20 protein-coding genes are annotated in these 21,548 nt (G+C 51.4%); 17 read left to right on the plus strand and 3 right to left on the minus strand.

Features of this window, described 5'->3' with window-relative positions; genetic code table 11:
* The first annotated feature begins 16 nt into the window (after positions 1-16).
* From EDM56_RS16810 to mglC, 4 genes are all read left to right on the plus strand, one after another.
* Complete coding sequence (locus EDM56_RS16810; RefSeq protein ID WP_246009417.1) at positions 17-952, plus strand: substrate-binding domain-containing protein; 936 nt, start codon at positions 17-19, stop codon at positions 950-952.
* 161 nt (positions 953-1,113) lie between these two features.
* Positions 1,114-2,151 carry a galactose ABC transporter substrate-binding protein gene (locus EDM56_RS16815; RefSeq protein WP_122919023.1) on the plus strand — a complete coding sequence of 346 codons (1,038 nt, stop codon included), beginning with the start codon at positions 1,114-1,116 and terminating at the stop codon, positions 2,149-2,151.
* A gap of 113 nt (positions 2,152-2,264) precedes the next feature.
* Positions 2,265-3,776, plus strand: coding sequence for a sugar ABC transporter ATP-binding protein (locus EDM56_RS16820; RefSeq protein ID WP_221175985.1), 1,512 nt, complete (start codon positions 2,265-2,267; stop codon positions 3,774-3,776).
* A gap of 17 nt (positions 3,777-3,793) precedes the next feature.
* Entirely contained in the window at positions 3,794-4,813 is a 1,020-nt protein-coding gene (gene mglC / locus EDM56_RS16825; RefSeq protein ID WP_122919025.1) for a galactose/methyl galactoside ABC transporter permease MglC, read from the plus strand.
* Between the two features lie 80 nt (positions 4,814-4,893).
* On the opposite strand, the gene EDM56_RS16830 is transcribed toward mglC, so the two are convergent.
* Positions 4,894-5,514, minus strand: coding sequence for a TetR/AcrR family transcriptional regulator (locus tag EDM56_RS16830; RefSeq protein ID WP_122919026.1), 621 nt, complete (start codon positions 5,512-5,514; stop codon positions 4,894-4,896).
* A 171-nt stretch (positions 5,515-5,685) separates the two neighbouring features.
* Here EDM56_RS16830 and EDM56_RS16835 point away from each other — a divergent pair, with 171 nt between their 5' ends.
* The 11 genes from EDM56_RS16835 to EDM56_RS16885 all read left to right on the plus strand — a co-directional run bounded on the left by EDM56_RS16835 (position 5,686) and on the right by EDM56_RS16885 (position 17,219).
* The gene (locus EDM56_RS16835; protein WP_122919027.1) at positions 5,686-6,159 is read left to right on the plus strand and encodes an N-acetyltransferase; all 474 of its coding nucleotides are present in this window, start codon (positions 5,686-5,688) and stop codon (positions 6,157-6,159) included.
* Positions 6,160-6,235: 76 nt separating this feature from the next.
* Complete coding sequence (locus tag EDM56_RS16840) at positions 6,236-7,060, plus strand: aldo/keto reductase (protein WP_122919028.1); 825 nt, start codon at positions 6,236-6,238, stop codon at positions 7,058-7,060.
* Positions 7,061-7,206: 146 nt separating this feature from the next.
* Positions 7,207-7,776 carry a superoxide dismutase family protein gene (locus EDM56_RS16845; protein ID WP_122919029.1) on the plus strand — a complete coding sequence of 190 codons (570 nt, stop codon included), beginning with the start codon at positions 7,207-7,209 and terminating at the stop codon, positions 7,774-7,776.
* Positions 7,777-8,007: 231 nt separating this feature from the next.
* A complete protein-coding gene (locus tag EDM56_RS16850; RefSeq protein WP_183192476.1) occupies positions 8,008-8,370 on the plus strand; it encodes a MarR family winged helix-turn-helix transcriptional regulator in 363 nt (120 codons plus the stop codon).
* A gap of 114 nt (positions 8,371-8,484) precedes the next feature.
* The gene (locus tag EDM56_RS16855) at positions 8,485-9,219 is read left to right on the plus strand and encodes a GTP pyrophosphokinase (RefSeq protein ID WP_122919031.1); all 735 of its coding nucleotides are present in this window, start codon (positions 8,485-8,487) and stop codon (positions 9,217-9,219) included.
* Between the two features lie 4 nt (positions 9,220-9,223).
* Positions 9,224-10,669, plus strand: a complete 1,446-nt coding sequence (gene pepV / locus EDM56_RS16860; protein WP_122919032.1) for a dipeptidase PepV — start codon at positions 9,224-9,226, stop codon at positions 10,667-10,669.
* Positions 10,670-10,721: 52 nt separating this feature from the next.
* Complete coding sequence (locus EDM56_RS16865) at positions 10,722-12,254, plus strand: DEAD/DEAH box helicase (protein WP_122919033.1); 1,533 nt, start codon at positions 10,722-10,724, stop codon at positions 12,252-12,254.
* 59 nt (positions 12,255-12,313) lie between these two features.
* Positions 12,314-12,586 (plus strand): NAD/NADP transhydrogenase alpha subunit, encoded by a 273-nt coding sequence (locus tag EDM56_RS16870; protein WP_122919218.1) that lies wholly within the window; start codon positions 12,314-12,316, stop codon positions 12,584-12,586.
* A 169-nt stretch (positions 12,587-12,755) separates the two neighbouring features.
* Positions 12,756-12,998 (plus strand): hypothetical protein, encoded by a 243-nt coding sequence (locus EDM56_RS16875; RefSeq protein WP_122919034.1) that lies wholly within the window; start codon positions 12,756-12,758, stop codon positions 12,996-12,998.
* Entirely contained in the window at positions 12,995-16,102 is a 3,108-nt protein-coding gene (locus EDM56_RS16880) for an ATP-binding protein (RefSeq protein WP_122919035.1), read from the plus strand. The genes EDM56_RS16875 and EDM56_RS16880 overlap by 4 nt, the downstream gene beginning before the upstream one ends.
* Positions 16,077-17,219, plus strand: coding sequence for a response regulator (locus EDM56_RS16885; protein WP_122919036.1), 1,143 nt, complete (start codon positions 16,077-16,079; stop codon positions 17,217-17,219). Before EDM56_RS16880 ends, EDM56_RS16885 begins: the two co-directional genes overlap by 26 nt.
* 89 nt (positions 17,220-17,308) lie before the next feature.
* On the opposite strand, the gene EDM56_RS16890 is transcribed toward EDM56_RS16885, so the two are convergent.
* Complete coding sequence (locus tag EDM56_RS16890) at positions 17,309-18,742, minus strand: RsmF rRNA methyltransferase first C-terminal domain-containing protein (protein WP_122919037.1); 1,434 nt, start codon at positions 18,740-18,742, stop codon at positions 17,309-17,311.
* Positions 18,743-18,835: 93 nt separating this feature from the next.
* Between EDM56_RS16890 and EDM56_RS16895 the strand changes: the two genes are divergently transcribed.
* Positions 18,836-19,597 carry a hypothetical protein gene (locus tag EDM56_RS16895; protein WP_122919038.1) on the plus strand — a complete coding sequence of 254 codons (762 nt, stop codon included), beginning with the start codon at positions 18,836-18,838 and terminating at the stop codon, positions 19,595-19,597.
* Between the two features lie 12 nt (positions 19,598-19,609).
* The gene (locus tag EDM56_RS32090) at positions 19,610-20,563 is read left to right on the plus strand and encodes a methyl-accepting chemotaxis protein (protein WP_122919039.1); all 954 of its coding nucleotides are present in this window, start codon (positions 19,610-19,612) and stop codon (positions 20,561-20,563) included.
* A gap of 191 nt (positions 20,564-20,754) precedes the next feature.
* Here the strand turns inward: EDM56_RS32090 and EDM56_RS16905 are convergent, their stop codons facing one another.
* Complete coding sequence (locus EDM56_RS16905; protein ID WP_122919040.1) at positions 20,755-21,441, minus strand: class I SAM-dependent methyltransferase; 687 nt, start codon at positions 21,439-21,441, stop codon at positions 20,755-20,757.
* Positions 21,442-21,548 lie beyond the last annotated feature (107 nt).

The following is a 21,548-nucleotide window of genomic DNA, read 5'->3' on the forward strand; positions in this document are numbered from 1 at the left end:
TTTCGGGGTGCTCCTCGTGTTGATAGCTCAGTTGTCCGCCTGCACGGCGACGGACGAGGAAAACCGTCACGACCGGATCGAGACGATCGCGTTGATCGTCAAGATGAAGCACGGCGATTTTTGGCGTACCGTCAAGATGGGCGCGGAATCAGCCGCGAAAGAGCTGGATGTGAACCTGAATTTTTACGCACCGGACTATGAAGAGGATGTTGAGGGGCAGATCAGGCTGATTAACCAAGCGTTCCTCGATGGGGCGGACGCGGTGGTGATCGCCGCCAATGACGCAACCTCGCTTACTGAGGTCGTCAAAGGGGCAAATCGAACTCGCATTCCACTCATCTCGATCGATTCCGAGTTTTCCACCGACCAGGTGAAAAGCTTCATCGGCACCGACAATCTCGATGCGGGCAAAAAAGCGGCTGACAAACTGATGCAGCTTGTGGGCAACCATGGAAAAATCGCGATGATGGGCTCGATCACAGGCGCCGACAATACGGAGCAGCGGGAGCTCGGGCTGCGGCAGGTGCTCTCCCATTACCCGCAGGTGCAGCTGGTCGCAGAGGCGTACAGCAGAGCCGATCCCAAGCTTGCGGCCGAGCTCGTGCGCAAGCTGCTCACAGGAAATGAGAAGATCGACGGCATCCTCGCCTTAAACGCCACCGTGGCCATCGCGATCGCCGAGGAAATCAACAAGCTGGGGCTCACAGGCAAAATCAAGCTCGTGACCATCGATAGCCCGCCAGAAGTGCTGGATTTTTTGCAGGACGGCGTGATCCAAGCAACGATCATCCAAAAGCCGTTCAGCATTGGGTATTTGAGCATCAAGCATGCCGTGGAAGCGATCGATGGTATCCCTGTCCCGGGGCGGGTCGATACCGGCACAAAGGTGATCGATCTGGAAAACATGTTTTGGTCGGAGAATCAGAAGCTGCTGTTCCCGTTTGTGAAGTAACCAGCAAGTGATGAGGATTTTGCTAGGAATGATGAGAATTTTCTATTATCTTTTCCGGTGGAATCGCTTACATTTTGATACAGATAGGAAAATATTGAAATGCACCCAGATTTTATCACTTGAGAGTAAATACGATATCGATCTGTAAGGGGGATGTTGTAGTGAAAAAACTGGTTCTCTCATCGCTTGCTGCTGTCGTTACGTTATCCATCGCGGGATGCTCTAGCCAAAGCGGCTCCCAACCGACGTCAGGAAGCGGAGACGGCGGTAAGCCCAAAATCGGGGTCGCCATCTACAAGTTCGACGATACGTTCATGACGGGCGTGCGCAACGCCATCTCGCAAGCGGCGGAAGGCAAAGACGAGGTGGACATCGTTGACAGCCAAAATTCACAGCCGACGCAAAATGACAAGGTCGACTTGTTCATCACCAAGAAAGTCAGCTCGCTCGCCATTAACCCGGTTGACCGTACGGCAGCGGGCGTCATTATCGATAAAGCGAAGCAGGCGAACATTCCGGTCGTCTTCTTCAACCGCGAGCCGATGCCCGAGGATATGCAGAAGTGGGATAAGGTGTATTACGTTGGAGCGAAAGCGGAGGAATCCGGAACGATTTCCGGTCAACTGCTGGTCGATTACTGGAAGGCGCATCCCGAGGCCGACAAGAACAAGGACGGTGTGCTGCAATATGTCATGCTGAAAGGCGAGCCAGGCCACCAGGATGCGGAGCTGCGGACAAAATTCTCGATCAAGGCGATTGAAGACGCGGGTATCAAGGTGGAGAAGGTCGCCGAAGATACCGCGATGTGGGATCGCGTGAAAGGGCAGGAGAAAATGGCAGCATTCCTTGCGGCCAATGGAGACAAGATCGAAGCGGTGCTTGCGAACAACGACGACATGGCGCTCGGCGCGATCGAAGCGTTGAAGGCGGCAGGCTATTTCAAAGATAACAAATACATGCCAGTGGTAGGCGTGGACGCAACGGCACCGGCACTCAAAGAGCTGGAAGCCGGCACATTGCTCGGTACCGTGCTCAACGACGCAAAAAACCAGGGCAAAGCGACGCTTAACATCGCCGACGCGCTCGCTAAAGGGCAGACGCCAGGCAAGGATAACACGGGCTATGACATCACCGACGGCAAATACGTCTGGGTTCCGTACAAAAAAATCACCAAGGAAAACATGAGCGACGCCCAGTAAGCCTCGCGAAAACCCACTCGGTGCAGCGTGAACGTGTCGCCGGGTGGGTTTTTCTCCAGTATGCGCAAGCGAATTGACGACCCTGATGCGAGGGTGGGAGGCAATCGATAGCCATGACCGAATACGTGCTTGAAATGAAAGGAATATGCAAAGAGTTCCCCGGTGTAAAAGCGCTCGATGATGTCACGCTGCAAGTCCGCAAAGGAACCGTACATGCGCTGATGGGGGAAAATGGAGCAGGGAAATCGACCTTGATGAAATGCCTGTTCGGCATGTACAAACCCGATGCGGGTGAAATCATCCTGCACGGGCAGAAAGTGCAAATCACGAGCTCCAAAGCGGCGCTTGACAGCGGCATCTCGATGATCCATCAGGAGCTTCATCCCGTGCCGTTCCGCAATGTGATGGAAAACATCTGGCTGGGCCGTTTTCCGATCAAACAAATCGGACCGTTTCCGTTCGTCGATGAAAAGAAAATGCAGCACGACACGAATGCACTCTTAAAAGAGCTGAATCTGGATGTGAAGCCGACGGATCGGGTTGGCAGCCTATCCGTGTCCAAAATCCAGTCGATCGAGATCGCCAAGGCGGTCTCCTACCATGCGAAAGTAATCGTGATGGACGAACCGACCTCCTCCTTGACTGGCGCAGAAGTGGAGCAGCTGTTTGCCATCATTGAAAAATTAAAAAGCACCGGTGTTTCGATTATTTACATCTCCCACAAGATGGAGGAGATCTTGCGGATATCCGACGATGTGACGATCATGCGCGATGGTAAAAAAATCGGTACCTGGAACGCAGCGGAGCTGACGACGGATATCATCATTGCACGGATGGTCGGGCGCGATTTGTCGCAGCGCTTTCCCGAACGGAGCAATCAGCCGGGCGATGTGCTGCTGAAGGTGGAAGGACTCACGTCGCCATTTCCCCAATCGTTCAAAAACGTCTCATTCGAGCTGCGCGAGGGAGAAATTTTGGGGGTAGGCGGGCTGGTCGGCGCACAGCGGACCGAGCTGATCGAGGCGCTGTTCGGCTTGCGTTCAGTTGTGTCGGGTGAGATTTGGATTCGCGGGAAACGGGTGAAAATCAAGACTCCCATCGATGCAAAAAAGCAAAAAATCGCGCTTTTGACCGAGGAACGTCGCGCCACCGGTATTTTTCCCGTTTTGCCGGTATGGGAGAACACGGTTATGGCCAATCTCGCACGCTACCAGCGCCCTTATTTACTGCTCGATGAGCGGATGCAAAAGCAGCAGGTAGCCAAAAGCATCGATCTCTTGCGCGTCAAGACGCCGTCGATGAAAACGCTCATCAAAAACTTGTCAGGCGGAAACCAGCAAAAGGTGTTGCTTGCGCGATGGCTATTGACGGAGCCGGATATTCTTTTGCTCGATGAACCGACACGGGGCATCGATGTTGGCGCGAAGTATGAGATTTATTCGATCATTGCAGATCTGGCCAAACAAGGGAAAAGCATCATTATGATTTCGTCGGAAATGCCAGAGCTGCTTGGCATGTCAGACCGAATCATGGTGATGTGCGAAGGAAGGCTGACGGGCACCGTGGATGGTAAAAGCGCGACGGAGGAAGACATCATGCGGCTTGCCACTAGGCATTTGGCGTAGGAGGGGAGAAGAAACGGATGAGCAGTGTAAGCGCAAAGCAAGCCAAAGAATTTTTGTTTCAGAATGCGATCTATATCGTGCTGATCGTGCTCATTTTGGGCATCGCCGTCTATGATCCGCGCTTTTTATCGGTTACGACCTTGCGCGATATTTTGCTGCAATCGTCGACGAGAGCGATTATTGCGCTGGGGGCAGCATTCGTGCTGATCACGGGCGGTGTCGATTTGTCTGCTGGACGGGTGGTAGGGCTTACGGCAGTCTTGTCGGCGTCGATGCTGCAGATGCAGGACTACCCGCGCCGCTTCTTTCCCGATCTGCCTGACTTGCCACTTTTGGTGCCAATCGTGCTGGCCATCTTGGCTGGCTTGATCGTCGGCCTGATCAACGGGCTGATCGTCGCCAAGTTCAGCGTTCCACCGTTCATCGCCACGCTGGGCACTATGGTCATCGTCTATGGGGTCAACTCAATCTATTTCGATATGAAGCCGAACGAATCGCAGCCAATCGGCGGGCTCTCCAAGGAGTTCAGCCATTTAGGCACAGGGTTCATCGGACCCAATGGCCCCTACTCGATCCCGTATATCGTCATCATCGCGGTGGTTGTCGCGTTTTTCGTCTGGGTCATTTTCAATAAGACAAGGCTGGGCAAAAACATGTATGCAATCGGCGGCAATATACAAGCCGCGACCGTATCGGGAATCAATGTAGGGTGGAACCTGATGATCATCTATGCGATCGCAGGCGCGTTGTATGGCCTTGCAGGAGTGCTGGAAGCAGGCCGCACGGGTGGTGCCACCAATAACTACGGTAATATGTACGAGCTCGATGCTATTGCGGCGTGCGTCGTCGGGGGCGTTTCCACATCGGGGGGGATCGGCAAAGTATCCGGTATTTTGACCGGCGTGCTGATTTTCGGGGTCATTAACTACGGGCTGACGTTCATCGGTGTAAACCCATACTGGCAGCTTATCATCAAAGGGCTGATCATCATCGCTGCAGTATCGTTCGATATTCGCAAGTATTTGGCCAAAAAATAAGCCGTAAAAATCAATGGAGTGCTGACAACAAACCGTAACCACGGTGAAGAGAAAGGCGGGGGGAGAGTGGTGTGGCTCCCTCACGTCAATCCCTTTGTTGTCAGCACTCCTTCATTGTCCATCCCCTCAAACACGATGGATACTTTCTCATCCATAATTTCTTCAAGCGGCCAGGCACCTTCGCTGCGAACCCAGTCGTACAAAGCATTGTAGTAAATGTTTTCAAGCATGTTGGCAACGACGAGCGGGTTGAATTTCGTCTTGAGCCGCCCTTTATCCTGAGCTTCTTCGATGAGATCAGCAAAAAGCTGGCGCAGCTCAACATTGGCATTCTTTTCCGAATCGAAAATTTGCCGGTGCTTCATCGATGATTCCAGCAGCACCTTCATGAAGTCGTAATTCTGGATATTAACCTCGTTTAAAATTTTATAAATGCGTAGCACGCGCTGCTTGCAGCTATCGCCATAATCCCACTCATCGCGGCGCTCCTCGATTTCCTGCAGCCGGTCATAGCCCCAGTGGGCGAGGATCGCTTCCTTGGAGGCGAAATGCAAAAAAATCGTCCCTCTTGCTACGTCGGCTTCCTCCGAAATCATGTCGATGGTCGTAGATTCGAAGCCGTGTTCTTTAAACAGCTTGATCGCTGCATTGAATATCTTTTGGCGGGTTTCCCGCTTTTTCCGTTCCCGTCGTGTGGTCATTTCGCGCACCTCCATTTTTTGTATTATAGCACATTTGAAAATATCCGCAGAAAAACTGTAGACGAAAAATGCATTAGAATGTATATTTATATAAAACGGTGAATAAATATTCGAAATAGAATGATTCACTGCCCAGAATGGGAACGGGATTTAATCAAGGGGGACTGTGCCATGGCAATGACAAAAACCATTACAGTGCGTCACGCGCTGATTGAAGATTTGGATCAAATGCTGGAAATCATTAATAAGTATGCCCAACAAGGGTTGATGCTGCCGCGCACGAAGCTGTCGGTCTGTGAAAATTTGCAATGCTTCCTGGTCGCCCACGACGGCGAATCGGTCGTAGGTGTCGCTGGCTTGCATATTTTGTGGGAGGATCTCTCGGAAATCCGCTCGCTTGCCATTGCGGAAAATACGAAAGGCTTGGGCATCGGCAAGCAGCTGGTCGAGGCGCTTGTTGAGCATAGCAAACGATTAGGGATCAGACGTGTCCTGTCGCTTACGTATCAGAAAGAGTTTTTTGAAAAATGCGGTTTTACTGTTGTAGCAAAAGAAGGTTTGCCGCAAAAAGTTTGGAAGGATTGCATCAACTGCTCCAAGCTGCCGGTTTGCGACGAGATCGCAATGATCCGCGAGGCGTTCTAACTGTTGCGAGCACATCGATCCATCCATTTTTACCCATCCATATGGTATGATTGTAGAGATGAATGGAGGGATAAGGATGGCAGTACGCAATGAAAGCACTGTATTGCAAAACGGCATCAAAATGCCATGGCTCGGTTTGGGCGTCTGGAAAGTAAAAGAAGGTTCAGAAGTGGTTGATGCTGTGAAAGCGGCGATCGCAACCGGCTACCGGAGCATTGACACCGCTGCGGTTTACGGCAATGAGGACGGCGTTGGCAAAGGAATTGCAGAATCCGGAGTCGCCCGCGATGAGCTGTTCATCACCAGCAAAGTGTGGAATGCCGACCAAGGCTACGACTCTACCCTTCAAGCGTTTGATGCGAGCATGAGCAAGCTTGGCCTAGATGTGCTTGATCTCTATCTCATCCATTGGCCGGTAAAAGGCAAATACAAAGAAACATGGCGTGCGCTGGAAACGTTGTATAAAGAAGGCCGCGTTCGTGCGATTGGCGTGAGCAACTTCCACGTCCATCATCTGGAAGACTTGCTTGATGGCGCAGAGGTGGCGCCGATGGTGGATCAGGTTGAATTCCATCCGCTGCTGAGCCAGGTTGAGCTGCGCACGTTTGCCAAGCAGCACAACATCCAGCTTGAGGCATGGAGCCCGCTTATGCAAGGAAACCTCGATTTGCCACTGCTGACAGAGCTCTCTAGCAAATACGGGAAAACGGCTGCACAGATCGTCCTGCGCTGGGATATTCAGCATGAAGTGGTGACGATTCCAAAATCCATCACGCCTGCTCGTATTGCCGAAAATGCCGATATTTTTGATTTCGCGCTTTCCGCGGAGGATATGGAGAAGATCGATGGCCTCAATCAAAACAAACGATTCGGCCCCGATCCGGATAACTTCAACTTTTAATATGCTTGTACATAAAACCGGCCTAGCGCCGGTTTTTTATTTTTTCAAGGCAGTCGTATTTTTCTCTAATAGTTTCTCAAAAAAAGGGAACACTGAAAGAGAATTTGAGCTTTGACAACCAGACAACTTCTAAAGGAGGAACAGCTGTGAAAAAGTGGATTGCGAGTGCCGTCCTGCTGTGGGCGATTACAGGGAACGGAATGGTGTATGCCACGCCCGAACATGAACACCCGGACAAATCGGCAGGGCAAACGCAAGGCAAAATCGAGAGTGAGACGCAAGGGAAACGGATGGTCTCAATCTATGATGGCAGCGGCAAGGAAATCGGCAAAGCGGTCGTGTTTCAAGAAGGAAACGGCGTGCGTGTCGAAGTAAAAGTCAGCGGGCTTACTCCTGGTCAGCATGGTTTTCATATTCATGAAAAAGCTTTCACCGACTTCGATTTCAAAACGTCTGGCGAGCATTTGAATCCGGGACATCGCCAGCATGGCTTTGATAATCCGAAAGGGTTCCATATGGGCGACATGACCAATCTGGAAGTCAAGGAAGACGGCACTGGCGAAAATAGCTTCCTGATCGAAGGGGCGAATTTGGCGAAAAACAGTCCGCAATCACTGCTCGGACGGTCGATCATTATCCACGCCCAGCCAGATGATTACAAAACCGACCCTGCCGGCAATTCCGGCGAACGTATTGCGGGGGGAAATATCCAATAGCAACAATAGCAAAGCCGGCGACAAAAAAATTGTTGCCGGTTTTTCTTTTTCGATCAGCCTGCATGCATTGACAAGCGGTTTGATGGCACATACAATAAGAAGCATTGCTAGAAAAGGAACTATTTTCTGACTGAAAGGTATGGCCCGCCCTCTATGGATAGTCGTCGTGAGCAGTATATTAAAGAGTTTGAAAGCATTTTTCGAGTTTTCAACCGCAGGTTTCTGCGGGAAATGAATCAAATTTTTGGCGACCGACTGTCCTATTCGGAATTTCTTTATTTGAAATTCTTGGATCAGAAGGGCTCGCAGATGGTTTCTGCTCTGTCCGAAGAGTTTAGCGTATCCGTAAGCCATATTACGGCTGTGATGAACACACTGGTGAGCGAGGGCTATGTAAACAGAGTACGTTCCGAGCAGGATCGGCGTGTGGTGGAATTGACGATCACAGAAGAGGGAAAACGGTTAATTACCGAACTGGACAGTGTGAAAGATGTACATATGCGGAATTCGTTTGAGCCGCTCAGTACGGAAGAAATTGCACAACTACTGGCACTCTATCAAAAATTGTCCACAAAAAACCCTAGTCAGTCTTGAGGCTAGGGTTCTTCTTTTTCTCTTTTGACATGACATCCACACGCTTGTTGCAGGATATTCTTGCGAGAATGTTGAATCATAAGGGAAGGAACCTAGCTGCGGAGGGTACGCAACGTGCAAAAAATCGACTGGGACAACTATTTGCTGCCATTTGAGCAGGCTGTGGAAGAGTTAAAGGTAAAATTCAAAAATTTGCGCAATGAGCTGAAAAAGCGCGATGAACATACACCCATTGAATTCGTCACCGGAAGGGTCAAATCGCTCGCCAGCATTTACAATAAAGCGAAGCGTTTACAAGTGCCAATCAACGAGCAGATCGCTTGGGAACTGCGAGACATCGCGGGCATTCGTGTGATGTGTCAGTTCATCGATGATATTGCTGTCGTTACGGAAATGATTCGCCAACGCAAAGACATGACTGTCTTTTTGGAGAAAGACTACGTCAGCAAGCCGAAGGAAAGCGGCTACCGAGGCTACCATCTGTCCGTAGAATATCCGCTGATGACGGCGCGCGGTCAACTGACCATCCCAGTGGAAATCCAGATTAGGACGCTTGGGATGAACTTTTGGGCGACCATTGAGCATTCGCTGAACTACAAATACGAAGGCGTCATACCGAGCGACATTCGCCAGCGGTTGATCGAAGCGGCCAAGGCATCCTACAAGCTGGATAACGAAATGAACAATATCCGAGAAGAGATCAAGGAAGCGCAAGTGGCGTTTACCCGCAAGGAAGAGCTGGAGGTCGATTCCTTAATCGGCTTGGTCGAGCTTGATCTGGATGCAGACGACGATGAGGATGCGGAGCCATTGAATGTTGAACCTAAGCCAATCGAGGGGAAGGATTGATAGGATGAGCCAACCGGTGATTAACTGGCAAGAAGAGGTAAGCAAGCGGCAGGATGAGCTGCTACTGGCGACGCAGAAATTTTTGCAAATCAAAAGCGTGCTCGATTTTTCGACAGCTTCAGCTGGAGCGCCGTTCGGAAGCGAAATCCGCAAAGCATTGGATTACGTGCTCGATGTTTGTAAGGAAGCGGGCATGGAAATCAAAGATGTCGAGGGATACGCTGGCCATGCCGAATTCGGCGCGGGCGACGAACTGGTCGGGATTTTGAGCCATGTGGATGTAGTTCCAGAGGGAGACGGATGGAGCGTACCGCCGTATGAAGGCCGGATTGTGGATGGCAAGCTCATTGCGCGCGGTGCCATCGATGACAAGGGACCGACAATGGCCGCAATTTATGCCGCCAAAATCGTTAAGGAGCTGGGGCTTCCGCTCGGCAAGCGCGTTCGGCTGATTTTCGGCACCGATGAAGAGACGTCATGGCGCTGTGTAGATCGCTATTTCCAAACGGAGGAAATGCCGACGGTGGCATTTACTCCTGATGCGGACTTTCCGATCATCTATGCGGAAAAAGGCATGACCGATCTCGGTGTAAGCCAGACGCTGGCGGACTGGCAGCAGCTCGGCGTGGCGGAAGAGAATGAGCCGGAAGCGGGCTTGCGCACATTCGATTCGGGCTTGCGTGTCAACATGGTGCCGGATCATGCCAAAGCGGTTCTGCGCTGTGCGAAGCTGTCTGCAGAGAAACTGGTGGCGCGCTACAACGACTATCTCGCACAAGCGAAGCTTACGGGTGAGTCGACAGTAGGGCAAGGCGAGGTGATGTTGAAGCTGGAAGGGCACTCCGCTCACGGTAGCACGCCGGAGCTCGGGGTCAACGCTGGAACCATGCTCGCTCATTTCCTCGCCTCAGTCAAGCTGGACGCGCGGGGAGCGGCGTTCGCTCGTTTCGTAGACCAGTATTTTTATGGCCAGCATTACGGCGAAAACCTCGGCATTGCCGCAAATGACGAGGAAATCGGTCCGCTGACAGTCAATACGGGCGTGTTCCACTATGAAGCAGAGGGCGACGCGAATATGCTGGTCAACATTCGTTATCCGCATTCCGCGCCTTACGAAGCGTGGGAGCCTCGCTTTTTGGAAAAACTGAAACCAGCAGGCTATGCATTGCGTATCAATGAGCATCGCGGGCCACTGTTCGTGGATAAGGAGCATCCGCTGATCACGACACTTTCACGCGTTTGGACGGAGCAGACGGGAAAAGAAGCCGAATTGCTTTCGATTGGCGGAGCGACCTATGGCCGCGCGTTGAAGGTTGGCGTCGCATTCGGACCGCTATTCCCAGGCCGTCCTGATTCCGCGCATCAGAAGGATGAGCATATCATGGTGGAAGATTTGCTCAAGGCGACAGCCCTGTATGCGCAGGCGATTTACGAACTGGCCAAGGAGTAGGCACCAGTCGTTTAGACGAACGGGCCAGCATCAGGAAGGAAGATGTTTTTACATGACGAAATCATTCGCAGCATTCGGATTGCGCACCGAGGTTTTGAAAGGTGTGGAGGATCTTTATTACAAAGAGCCGACGCAGATTCAAACTGAGGCGATCCCGCTGATTATGGAAGGTAAGGATGTGATCGGCCAAGCGCAGACGGGCACCGGTAAAACGGCGGCGTTTGTGCTGCCGATCTTGCACAAGCTCGTACCGGGGAAAAAGGATGTGCAGGCGCTCATCTTGACGCCGACCCGCGAGCTGTCTGTGCAGATCGCTGCCGAGATCGAAAAGCTTGGCAAACACCTCGATGTCAACGTGCTTTCCCTACACGGGGGAACCGACATCGACAAACAGCTTAACCGGCTGAAGGCAAATGTGCAGATTGTTGTTGGGACGCCCGGCCGCATTCTCGATCACTTGAAGCGTGGCTCTCTCCATTTCGGCCGCATTTCGACGCTTGTGTTGGATGAGGCTGACAAAATGCTGGAGATGGGTTTTCTTGATGAGGTTGCGGAAGTGCTGTCGGGCACCCCGCAGCAAAAGCAAGTGCTTCTCTTCTCCGCTACGATGCCGGATGATGTGAAAAAGCTGTCCCAGCAATTCATGCAGCAGCCACCGCACATCAAAATCGAGAACAAGCAGAAAACGGTCGAGCAGATCGAGCAGGTGTTCTATGTCGTCAACCAAAGCGACAAGCAGGATGCACTGATGGATTTGATCGAACAAACCAAACCGTTTTTGGCAATTATCTTTGCCAATACCCAGCAACGTGTGCAACAATTGACAGGACACCTCAAGGAACAAGGATTGAGCGTGGAAGGACTTTACGGTGATTTGTCCCAGAATAAGCGGGAACAGCTGATGAAAAACTTCCGCAACATGAAGTTCCAGTTCCTGGTTGCCACTGATATCGCTGCCAGAGGTCTGGACGTGGAAGGCGTCACCCATGTATTCAACTACGATTTGCCGAATGACATGGAAAGCTATATCCACCGCGTCGGACGCACGGGCCGCGCTGGACAGTCGGGGACGGCAATCTCGCTTGTTTCTCCTCGTCAAAAAAATATCCTGGGCCGGATCGCGAAAAGCACGAAGACGACGATTGAAGAAAAAGTCTTGAGTGCGGGCCGCCATCTGGATGAAGGACGAAAAGAGCGGGCGTCAGAGCGTGAAGCGCACTTCGTGGAATTGCGTAAAGAGAAAAAACGTGAGGAATCCGTACAGCAAAAGAAAAAAGAGACGCCTGTGCTCGAAGCCCTGAAAAAAGCCAAACCAGTCAAGCCGGGCTATAAACGGAAGCTCAAGCAGGAAGTGCAGGAGCTGCAGACTGCGTATGAGCAAAAGCAAAAGCGCGAGGCAGCCAAGGCAGCGCGCAAAAGCGGAGCCAAGGCTGGTGCGGCAGGGGCAAAAGGCCCAAAAGGACCAGCAGGTAAAAACGGCAGCTCGCCTTCTAATAGAGGCACTGGCAACCCAAATCCATATGCCAAAGGACCAAACGGCAGAGGCTCGTTTGGTAAAGGTACCGGCGGCAGAGGAAAAAAATAGTTCATTTTCCAAGAAAATGGGCACCCTACCGATGAAAGGAGCGTGCAGACAGCATGGCGATGAAATGTATCACTGTCTATACAAACAGCTACGAAGCTTTTTCCGATGTATATGAGAAGGTGTTAAATGTAGATTTGGGTGAATACGAAGAGAAAGAAGTAGAAGGAATTACGGTGAGTGATGCGGGCAGCGTGCCTGAGGAGTATATCGAGCGCATGCGCAGCAAGCCGGAAGTTGCAGTTATGTCCATCAAGCGCAAGGGAATCACCATCCTTCAGCATGGCGATGTGTTTGAAATGCTGATCCCGGAAAAAGAAATTGTACATGCCTAACAACTCGTTTATCGAGTTGTTTTTTTTTTTGTCAGGCGACTAAGAACGACAGACTACGTCATTTTTCAACAATAGGACTTTCTCATCAGGAAAACTACGAGTAAAATAGAGAAAACAGTATATCTATTACATATCACCTGAAAGAAACGATTGGCGAAAGGAGTTTTTTATGAGCCAAGGTTGTCCTTATTGCGGCAATGAGCTGCAGAAGCATGAATTTTTCTGCGCGGATTGCGGGCAAGATGAATTTATTTGCTACCGTGCAGTGAAGGATTACCTGCGCAAACATCCGAATTCGAACGCGATGCAGGTTGCCAATGCGACAGGCATTTCCGTATCCAAAATCCTGCAGTATATCCGAGAAGGCTCACTCGCAGTTGTGGAGCAGGAAGGCCGACGGGCAAGGCAGTGAGAAGAGGACACAAACCAGCAACCAAAACAGTCACCATTGTCACATTCGGTTTGTTTATGCTATTCGGCCTACTGTTGCTTTCCTTTGTCACACAAAGGCCCGAAATTGATCCGCCCAAAGCCTTGAACGGTGTACTCGATGCAACGGGCTGGGATTTTGCAAGTCAAGGGAATGTAAAGCTTGAGGGCCAATGGGAGTTTTATCATAGCCAGCTGCTTAGTCCCGCTGATTTTACCCAACGAAATGGTGATGTGAAGCCTTCATTGACGGGCTACATGCCCGTACCGGCACAATGGGAAAGCTACCCGATCCCGAATTCGTCCCCATTCGGCTACGGAACGTTTCGTCTGCGGGTCAAGATGCAAAAGCAGCAAGGGACCATTTTCGGGATCAAACAGTCGATCATTCGGACGGCCCACCGGGTTTTTGTGAACGGCCAAGAAATCGGTAGCCAAGGCGTGCCGGGACGGACCATGGAGGAGACGATACCGAAGAATTTACCGTATACGCGTTTTTTCGCCATCCAGGGTGACCAAGCCGACATCATCGTGCAGATCGCCAACTATGAATACAGTTCAGGCGGATTCAATCAGCCCCTCGTGTTAGGGGTCCAAAAGAAAATCATCACTGAATGGGGAAAAAGCGTGACGTCCGAGCTTTTGATCGCCATCGGCTTTTTGCTGGCAGGAGCCTATTTCCTTGCCTTGTACCTGATGATACGAAAGGAACGCGCATGGCTGTATTTCGGTTTAATTGGTATTTTTGGCTGCATCTACCTGCTTACGCAAGGGGAAAAGCTGATCAATGTGCTGATCCCCGACATTCCGTACGTGTGGTTCACAAAGCTGCAGTGCATATCAGGACTTTGTGCCCAACATTTTATTTTGGTTTATGCCCAGGCTACCTTTCCGGGCATATGTCGAAAAGGGCTCGTGCGAGCGATCCTGCTTTTCAACTTCGTGTTGATGGGCATTGTGCTCTTCACGCCCGTTGTTATTTTTTCACAGCTGCAAAACCTCATTTTTGCAACTGGGGTCTCATGCATTCTATGTATGTTATATGTGATGATCGTCGGGGCGTTCCGGGGCCTCGAGGGCGCAATTTATATGGCGATCGGAGCCTTTTCTCTCCTTGCGATCGACTCCACCAACCTTCTGTACATTTTGGGCTACAGCATTCCGGTCGGGGTGAATCCGATCTTACTGCTTCTCTTAATTTGCTCGCAGGTACTGCTGCTCTCCAAGCGATTCACGAATACATATGTCAAGGTGGAAAAGTTGTCGGAGCAACTGATGGCGATGGACAAGCTGAAGGACGAGTTCCTCGCCAATACGTCGCATGAGTTGAAAACGCCGTTGCATGGCATCGTAAACATTGCGCAATCGCTGATGGAAGGCGCAGCGGGCGAGCTGAACGGCAAGCAGGAAGAAAACATGGCCATTATCGTGTCGGCAGGAAGAAGGATGGCGAACCTCGTCAACGATATTTTGGATCTGGCGAAGCTAAAAAACGATGAGATCGTACTGAAACGCAAGCTGGTTGAGTTACAGCCAGTCGTTCAGGTGATCTTTGAGATGTTCCGACATTTGATTGGACCCAAACCGCTTCGGTTCGTCAGCATGCTGCCGGAATCCCCGTTGCTTGTGTTTGCCGATGAAGATCGGCTTACCCAAATATTGTACAATTTGCTGGGCAATGCGCTTCGCTTCACGGCGGAAGGGGAGATAGTCATCTCCGCCGTACAAAAAAACGGATGGCTGGAAATCTCCGTCCGCGATACAGGAATCGGCATTCCGGAAGAAAACTGGCAGCTGATCTTTAATTCGTTTGAGCAAACGGGAAGTTCTGTAGCGCGGGAATACGGCGGCACTGGGCTTGGGCTGAGCATCACGCGCAGGCTTGTCGAATTGCACGGAGGCAGCATCTGGGTCCATTCGGAAGTAGGGGTAGGCTCGGTCTTCACCTTTACGCTGCCCGTCACGGCGGGGCGCAAGGAAGTACGGGAGGAGCAGCGCAACAAATGGAGCGGGCGGGAAACCGCACTCATTCCGGCGCCGCTGCCAGCTGCTACGCAGATGCATAGCGACGGCTTTACTGTCTTGGTAGTCGACGACGATGCCGCCAATCTGCAAGTGCTGCGGAACATTTTATCGATGGAGCGGTACAACGTCATTGCCGTTTCGAACGGGGAAGAGGCGCTGCGGCAGTTGGAAGAGCGGGGCACGATCGATCTTGTGATTACGGACTTGATGATGCCGGGATTATCGGGAATCGAACTGTGCAAACGGATACGCGAGCACTATTCCCTCTCCGAATTGCCGGTAGTAATGTTGACGGCACGTAATTGGCAGGATGATATTTTGGCCGGATTCGCTGCCGGTGTGAACGATTATCTCGGCAAGCCGGTTGATGCGGGTGAAATGAAGGCACGCATCCGCACGCTGGTGGAGCTGAAAAAATCGGTGCAAGAGCGGATCGGCTCAGAAATCGCCTTTTTGCAGGCGCAAATCAAGCCGCATTTTTTGTTCAATACGTTGAACACGATTTTGGCTGTCAGCGAGAAAAGCTTACCGGAAGCACAGGATCTATTGGCGGAGCTTGGCCACTATTTGCGCGGAAGCTTTGATTTCGAAAACCGGCAGCAGCGCATTCCCATCCGTAAAGAGCTTGAATTGGTCATGTCGTATTTGACCATCGAAAAAGCGAGATTCGGTGAACGGCTGAAGATCATCTATGAGATTGATCCGACGCTCAATACACTGATACCGCCGTTGGTTATCCAGCCGCTTGTGGAGAATGCGGTGCGTCATGGCGTCACCAAAAAAACGGAAGGCGGCACGGTGAAGGTGTCGGTGCAAAGTACCGCTGAGCATGTCGTCATCTCGGTGCAAGATGATGGAGTGGGCATGGATTTGAAAAATCGGCATGCTCAGCCGGTAGAGCGCGGGGCCAAAGCGGGTGTTGGGCTGTACAATGTGGAGCGCCGTCTCAAGGCGATGTACGGCTGCGGCCTTGAAATCAACAGTACCTCTGGAAAGGGGACCAGCGTGACCATGAGACTGAGGAAGGAGGGATTGGATGCTGCGAGCAATGCTGGTGGATGACGAATTGCCATCCCTTACTTGGTTAGAAAAACGGCTGCACGGATTGGACAATGTGGTCATTGTCGGGACGTTCATAAACCCCCACGAGGCATTAGATTCGTTGGCAGACTCTCAACCGGATGTCGTCTTTTTGGATATCGACATGCCGGGCATGAATGGCCTTGAGATGGCGGAGCGAATGATAGAGACCGACCCGCATGTCCATATCGTCTTTGTCACCGCTTATAATTATTACGCCACGGAAGCGTTCGAGCTCAGTGCCATCGACTACGTGCTGAAACCCGTTACGACGGCCCGACTGGAAAAAACGATCAGCCGGATGGCAACCCGGCAGCAGCCAACGAAAGACTTGCAGGAGACGTCTGGGAATGTGGCAATTCACTGCTTTGGTCGCTTCGACGTAGTCGTGGACCAGCAAACGAGCGGAATGAAATGGCGCACCTCGAAGGAACGTGAACTTCTTGCCTTCCTCGTGCACAATCGGAACGAGCTAATTGCCAAGGAGAAAATTTTGGATGAGCTGTGGCCGGAAACACCTCATGAGCAAGCCAAAGCTTACTTGCATACCTGCGTATACAACTTGCGCAAAAAATGGCTCGATCTCGGCTACAAGGAAATTTTGGAATATACGAACGGTTGCTATCGATTGAACACCAGCGGGATTGATTGCGATGTGGATGGTTTTAAGCAGCTGATGTCCGCATGTGCGCAAGTCAATGCGGAAACGATCATGGTGTGCGAACGGATCGTCAAGTTGTACAAAGGCAACTATTTGGAGGAAGACGGGTTCCTCTGGTCGATTGCCATTCAGGAGGATTACAAGGAAAAATACATGAAGCTGGTTATGAAGATGGCCGAATATTACGTAAGGGCAGGGCAGTATCCGCAAGCGGCTTCCAGTTACCGCCAAATCGTCAAGCTCAACCCGTTTCTCGATCACGTCAATGAAATGCTGCTCAAGGTATATGCGCAAATGGGAGATCGGCTCTCCATGGTGCGCCATTACAATGAGTTCACTCAGTTGCTGAAAGATGAACTGGGTATAGCCCCGATGCAATCCACGACACTTTTATACAGCCAGCTTTGCGACGGCTTCATCGACGGCCGGTTGTCCTAATCAGCGTGTTACTAAAACAAAGAGCGGCCTACCAGAGAACGTATTCACTGGTGGGACCGCTCTTTGTTGTTTTTTCCTTAAATAGGGTACTATAGCCAGCGCAGCCCTTTTGGATAATGGTTTTTCAGCTGTTCATCCACCTGCTTGCCCCAGCCCAGGGCAAAACCGTCCACTGTGACGATCGTCCATCCGTTTTGTCCGGAGTGAGTCAAGGATTCACCCTTCAGGTAACGCAAAACCGCTGAATCGGACGATGTGAAATTGGCAGTCCGTGCCGCATCGGTAGGGCGGCAGCCGAGCGCTAACGCATGCGAAGGTTCAAAACGGCCTTTTTTCACGGTGCCCAGATGCCAGCCGGCACGCGCGACTTTGATTCCGGCAAGGTCGATGTAACCTTGCGGAAGCACGTACAGCTGCTCACCAAACAGGATGTAGGCGGAAGGATCTGTTGAAGCTAGGGACAGCCCCGGCAGCGCTTCACGTGCAAACTCGTTCCAGAGGCCAATCGCTTCAGCAAGGCCTGCAGCAGGCTTGGCTGGTTTATTTTTCTTTTTCGCTGCAACCTGCACAGGGGCTATTTCGTCTATACCCTGGATGCCTTCTTGTGACTGCTTTCTGATCCTCGCGATGTAATGTCCTTCCCCATGCAACCGATGTGGCCACAGCCGTGCTGTCTGATGCAAAGCAGGCAGAGCTGGCTCTGCCCAATCCGCTTCTCCAGGCGAGTAGAGCGCATGATGCTTAATCGATTCTACAGTAAACTCGGGATGACGCAGAAGAAAGCTTGCGATCGATTGTTCATTTTCCAAAGGCGCAAAGGTACAGGTGGAGTAAACCAGTACACCACCTGGCTTCAGCATGCGCGCGGCCGCTTCGAGAATGTCCTGCTGCATGCGGCCGCATTCCGCGACCTTATCCTCGGACCAATCTTCAATGGCCTCTGGCAGCTTGCGGAACATACCTTCACCCGAGCAGGGCGCGTCTACAAGAATATGGTCAAAAAACAGTGGAAACCGCTCCATCAGCCGCTCCGGCGTTTCATTGGTCACGATCGCATTGGTGATGCCCAACCGCTCGATGTTTTCTGATAGCGCTTTGACACGGGCGGGATGAATCTCATTCGTGACCAAGAGCCCTTTGCCTTGCATCATGCCACCGATTTGTGTCGATTTACCGCCGGGCGCGGCACACAGATCGAGAATGGTTTCGCCGGGAAGCACATCCAGCGCTTCCGCAGCGGCCATGGCGCTCGGCTCTTGCAGATAGTACAGCCCGCATGCATGGTAAGGATGCTTCCCCGGGCGTTCCTCACCAGCGTACGTGAATCCGGTCGGGCACCACGAAACAGGTGTCAATGAAAAGGGGAGTGACTGTTGCAGGCGCTCTCTGTCTTGAGAAAGCTTTAATGGATTTACCCGCAAACCTTGCCAGGCAGGAAGGGTATAGCTATGGATAAATGCGTCGAATTGATTGTCTAAAAGCGACTCCATCCGTTGGATAAAGCGCTGCGGCAAAGCTTTCATGGAATCGAAAATCCCCCTATGTAATTAAATTGTGAAACGACAGGAAAATGGCGAAATATGGCGAATGAAAGAAAGGAGTGAGGTGAACTGGCATTGAGTAGGTCACGTGCTGAAAAGTATCGCTCACGACGTCGAGTCGACTCGGAAGTTGGCCGATTTTGGGTTCTTGGGCTATTATTCTCCCTGTTGGTATTAGCCGTCGAATTCTTTATCGAAATTCCTTCCAATGCACCATGGCTGCAGGATATGGAAATGGCCCTGTTTTCCGCTAGTTTTACGCTGCTTGCGTTTTATTTGCTGGGATTAACCTTTATCTTTTCCCGCCAGGAGGAGACTGGAAAGGTCAGTCATCAGGTCATCATCTATGTATGGTTAGGAGCAATCCTGTTTCATTTGTTCCTGCTTATCAGCAATATCAGCAATCAGCATGTTTATAAAGCGGGGATCATTCTGTTTCTCGGCCCCTTGTTTCTCACCATCTATCATTTTATCACGTATTTGTCCGCTTTGCGCGAAGCGCAGCGGGAGAGCCAGCTGGCAGCGGCCGTCTCCAATGAGCGGGTCGCCTATCAACTGATTCTCGAAGCGACAAAGGTACATAGTGAGATCAAAAGGCTCGGGGAGTTCTATCCGGAAGTGGAGCAGATGCTAAAGGCCAACGATTTTTATGGCAAAATGGAGCGATACATCTTAGAAATGCAGCAGCATTTGCATGCTGAACGATTTGAGCGCAAAGAAATGGAAATGCTGGAAGGGCATTACTATTATTTGGAAAATCTGCTGACACTGGTGAAACAGCATCCTGGCATTGTGGAATCGCGGCTGTTTACCCATCGTGAGGAGCAGGGGAAATAAAGGGGGATTTACATGTTCTGGAAGAAGAAGGGGAACCAAGAAGCATCTCATGTAGCTGTTATGGATACGCCTGCTGTCGCACAGCAGGAAACCGCAGCGACAAAGCAAGCTTTAGAGCATGAGCTTGCATCACTGTACGAAAAATTGGGACATGTGATTTCGCAGCAGGGTGTTGTGGACAACAAGCATGGAGAACTGGCGAAGCTTGCCGGCAATTTGAAAAACGTCGTGGACACGATTCAAGGCTTGGGCCAGAAATCGGATGATGTCACGGAAAAGCTGCAGGGCCATGGCGAACGTTTGGACCAAATGTCCAAGCAATCGGCAAGCCGGCTGCTCGACGGCAAAAAATCGCTGGAAAACGTCGTGAACGTCGTATCCTTGCTGGAACGCGAATCGGCGAATACTGCTGTTTCCATGAGCCGCTTGGAAGAGCGCTCGTCGGAAATCACCAGCATCGTGCAAGTAATCAGCGACATTGCGAACCAAACCAACCTGTTGGCATTGAACGCGGCTATCGAAGCAGCGCGTGCCGGCGAGCAAGGCAGAGGCTTCGCAGTTGTTGCGGATGAAGTGCGCAAGTTGGCTGAAATGACGGCGAATTCAACCAAAAACATCGCTGCGCTGATCGAGAAAATTCAAGAAGAGACAAAAGAAGCGTTGGCAAACAGCGAAAAGAGCACCAAAGCGATTCATGAGGGCTTGGCTGCCAGCCAAGATGCTGCAGGGAAAATGGAAGCGATCGCAGGTTCTTTCCAAGAAGTTTCCGTGGAAATGCAGCAGGTCGTGGGCGCGATCCAGCAGCAGCGTAACCTGTCCAACAGCTTGGCTGCACAATCCCAGCAAGCAAACGAAGTGTTGGGACAAATGCATGATGGCGTCTTGGCATTTGAGCGTGAGGCGCACGTTGTCAAACAGGACCTTGAAGCGACGCATAAAGGTTTCAAAACGCTTTTGCAATCATAGTATATCAATCGGACAAATCATTGAATGCAAAAAGGGCTCTGCCAGCATGTTTGGCGGAGCCCTGCTGTTTACTGCAGCACGTAGCGTTTAATTCATACGAGACGAACCCCCCTTAGCACCTATAGCGTGCGGAGGGGGTTTTTGCATGGGATATGTTACATTCAGCCTGTTAACAGGAAAGGGGCGGGTCGCTATGCCTTCTTCAGCACGAACAGCGTCATAAAGCTTACCGCCTGCTGCAAATCTTCTGGGAGGGACGCGGCAATTTCCGGGGAAATTGCCTCTTTGTACACAGGAATCATTTCTACGGTTGTAAAACCGTTTTCTTCCGCCAGTTGCTTGGCTTCCCACGGCATCATGGTGTTCTGAATAATGGATTCGTCGTACAGGCGGCGGTAACTGAAAGCACGCGGACCAGCAGTCGGACCCAAAATGCCAAGCAGCAGGTGCCCATTTCGTGGGAGCAAGCGATGGAATTCACGCAATGTTTTAAGTGGAAATGGAGTAAATTCAACTACATTGATCGAAAGAATGCCGGCAAAGGTTTCGTCCGCGAATGGAAGCGAGGAAATGTCCCCTTGCTGGAAATGCAGCTTGGCTCCATCTGTCATGTGTTTTTGCGCCCATTCAATCATTTCAGTCGAAAGGTCTACGCCCTCCACGGTATAGCCTTGAAGGGCGAGCTTCCAACTCGCGTAGCCATCCCCGCATCCCGCATCAAGCAAGGGGCCATCCTCAGGCTTGACGTACGTGGTCAGGAGCGGCAAAATCCTTTTCCGGCTCCCTTTTTCCCAGCGACCAGCACTTTCCTCGTGCCAGCTAGCCGCCCGTTTGTTCCATTCATCTGCTGCTTGTGTAATCCACTCTGAATGTGCCATCTTCTCCTCTACGCTCCTTTTTCGATTGCATCACTTTCATTTTACAGGAAAAAACACCGCCTGAGGGACGGTGTTTGCGAAAGGCACGCGACCGTTGCTGGACAGCC

Source organism: Brevibacillus fluminis (assembly GCF_003710825.1).
Classification (GTDB): Bacteria; Bacillota; Bacilli; order Brevibacillales; family Brevibacillaceae; genus Brevibacillus_D; species Brevibacillus_D fluminis.

Bases quoted from the DNA above. Each gene is read 5' to 3' on its own strand.
- mglC (WP_122919025.1), top strand. From the start codon at position 3,794: ATGAGCAGTGTAAGCGCAAAGCAAGCCAAAGAATTTTTGTTTCAGAAT.
- EDM56_RS32090 (WP_122919039.1), top strand. From the start codon at position 19,610: ATGTTCTGGAAGAAGAAGGGGAACCAAGAAGCATCTCATGTAGCTGTT.
- EDM56_RS16840 (WP_122919028.1), top strand. From the start codon at position 6,236: ATGGCAGTACGCAATGAAAGCACTGTATTGCAAAACGGCATCAAAATG.
- EDM56_RS16850 (WP_183192476.1), top strand. From the start codon at position 8,008: ATGAATCAAATTTTTGGCGACCGACTGTCCTATTCGGAATTTCTTTAT.
- EDM56_RS16875 (WP_122919034.1), top strand. From the start codon at position 12,756: ATGAGCCAAGGTTGTCCTTATTGCGGCAATGAGCTGCAGAAGCATGAA.
- EDM56_RS16865 (WP_122919033.1), top strand. From the start codon at position 10,722: ATGACGAAATCATTCGCAGCATTCGGATTGCGCACCGAGGTTTTGAAA.
- EDM56_RS16905 (WP_122919040.1), bottom strand. From the start codon at position 21,441: ATGGCACATTCAGAGTGGATTACACAAGCAGCAGATGAATGGAACAAA.
- pepV (WP_122919032.1), top strand. From the start codon at position 9,224: ATGAGCCAACCGGTGATTAACTGGCAAGAAGAGGTAAGCAAGCGGCAG.
- EDM56_RS16820 (WP_221175985.1), top strand. From the start codon at position 2,265: ATGACCGAATACGTGCTTGAAATGAAAGGAATATGCAAAGAGTTCCCC.
- EDM56_RS16830 (WP_122919026.1), bottom strand. From the start codon at position 5,514: ATGACCACACGACGGGAACGGAAAAAGCGGGAAACCCGCCAAAAGATA.
- EDM56_RS16885 (WP_122919036.1), top strand. From the start codon at position 16,077: ATGCTGCGAGCAATGCTGGTGGATGACGAATTGCCATCCCTTACTTGG.
- EDM56_RS16870 (WP_122919218.1), top strand. From the start codon at position 12,314: ATGAAATGTATCACTGTCTATACAAACAGCTACGAAGCTTTTTCCGAT.
- EDM56_RS16890 (WP_122919037.1), bottom strand. From the start codon at position 18,742: ATGAAAGCTTTGCCGCAGCGCTTTATCCAACGGATGGAGTCGCTTTTA.
- EDM56_RS16835 (WP_122919027.1), top strand. From the start codon at position 5,686: ATGGCAATGACAAAAACCATTACAGTGCGTCACGCGCTGATTGAAGAT.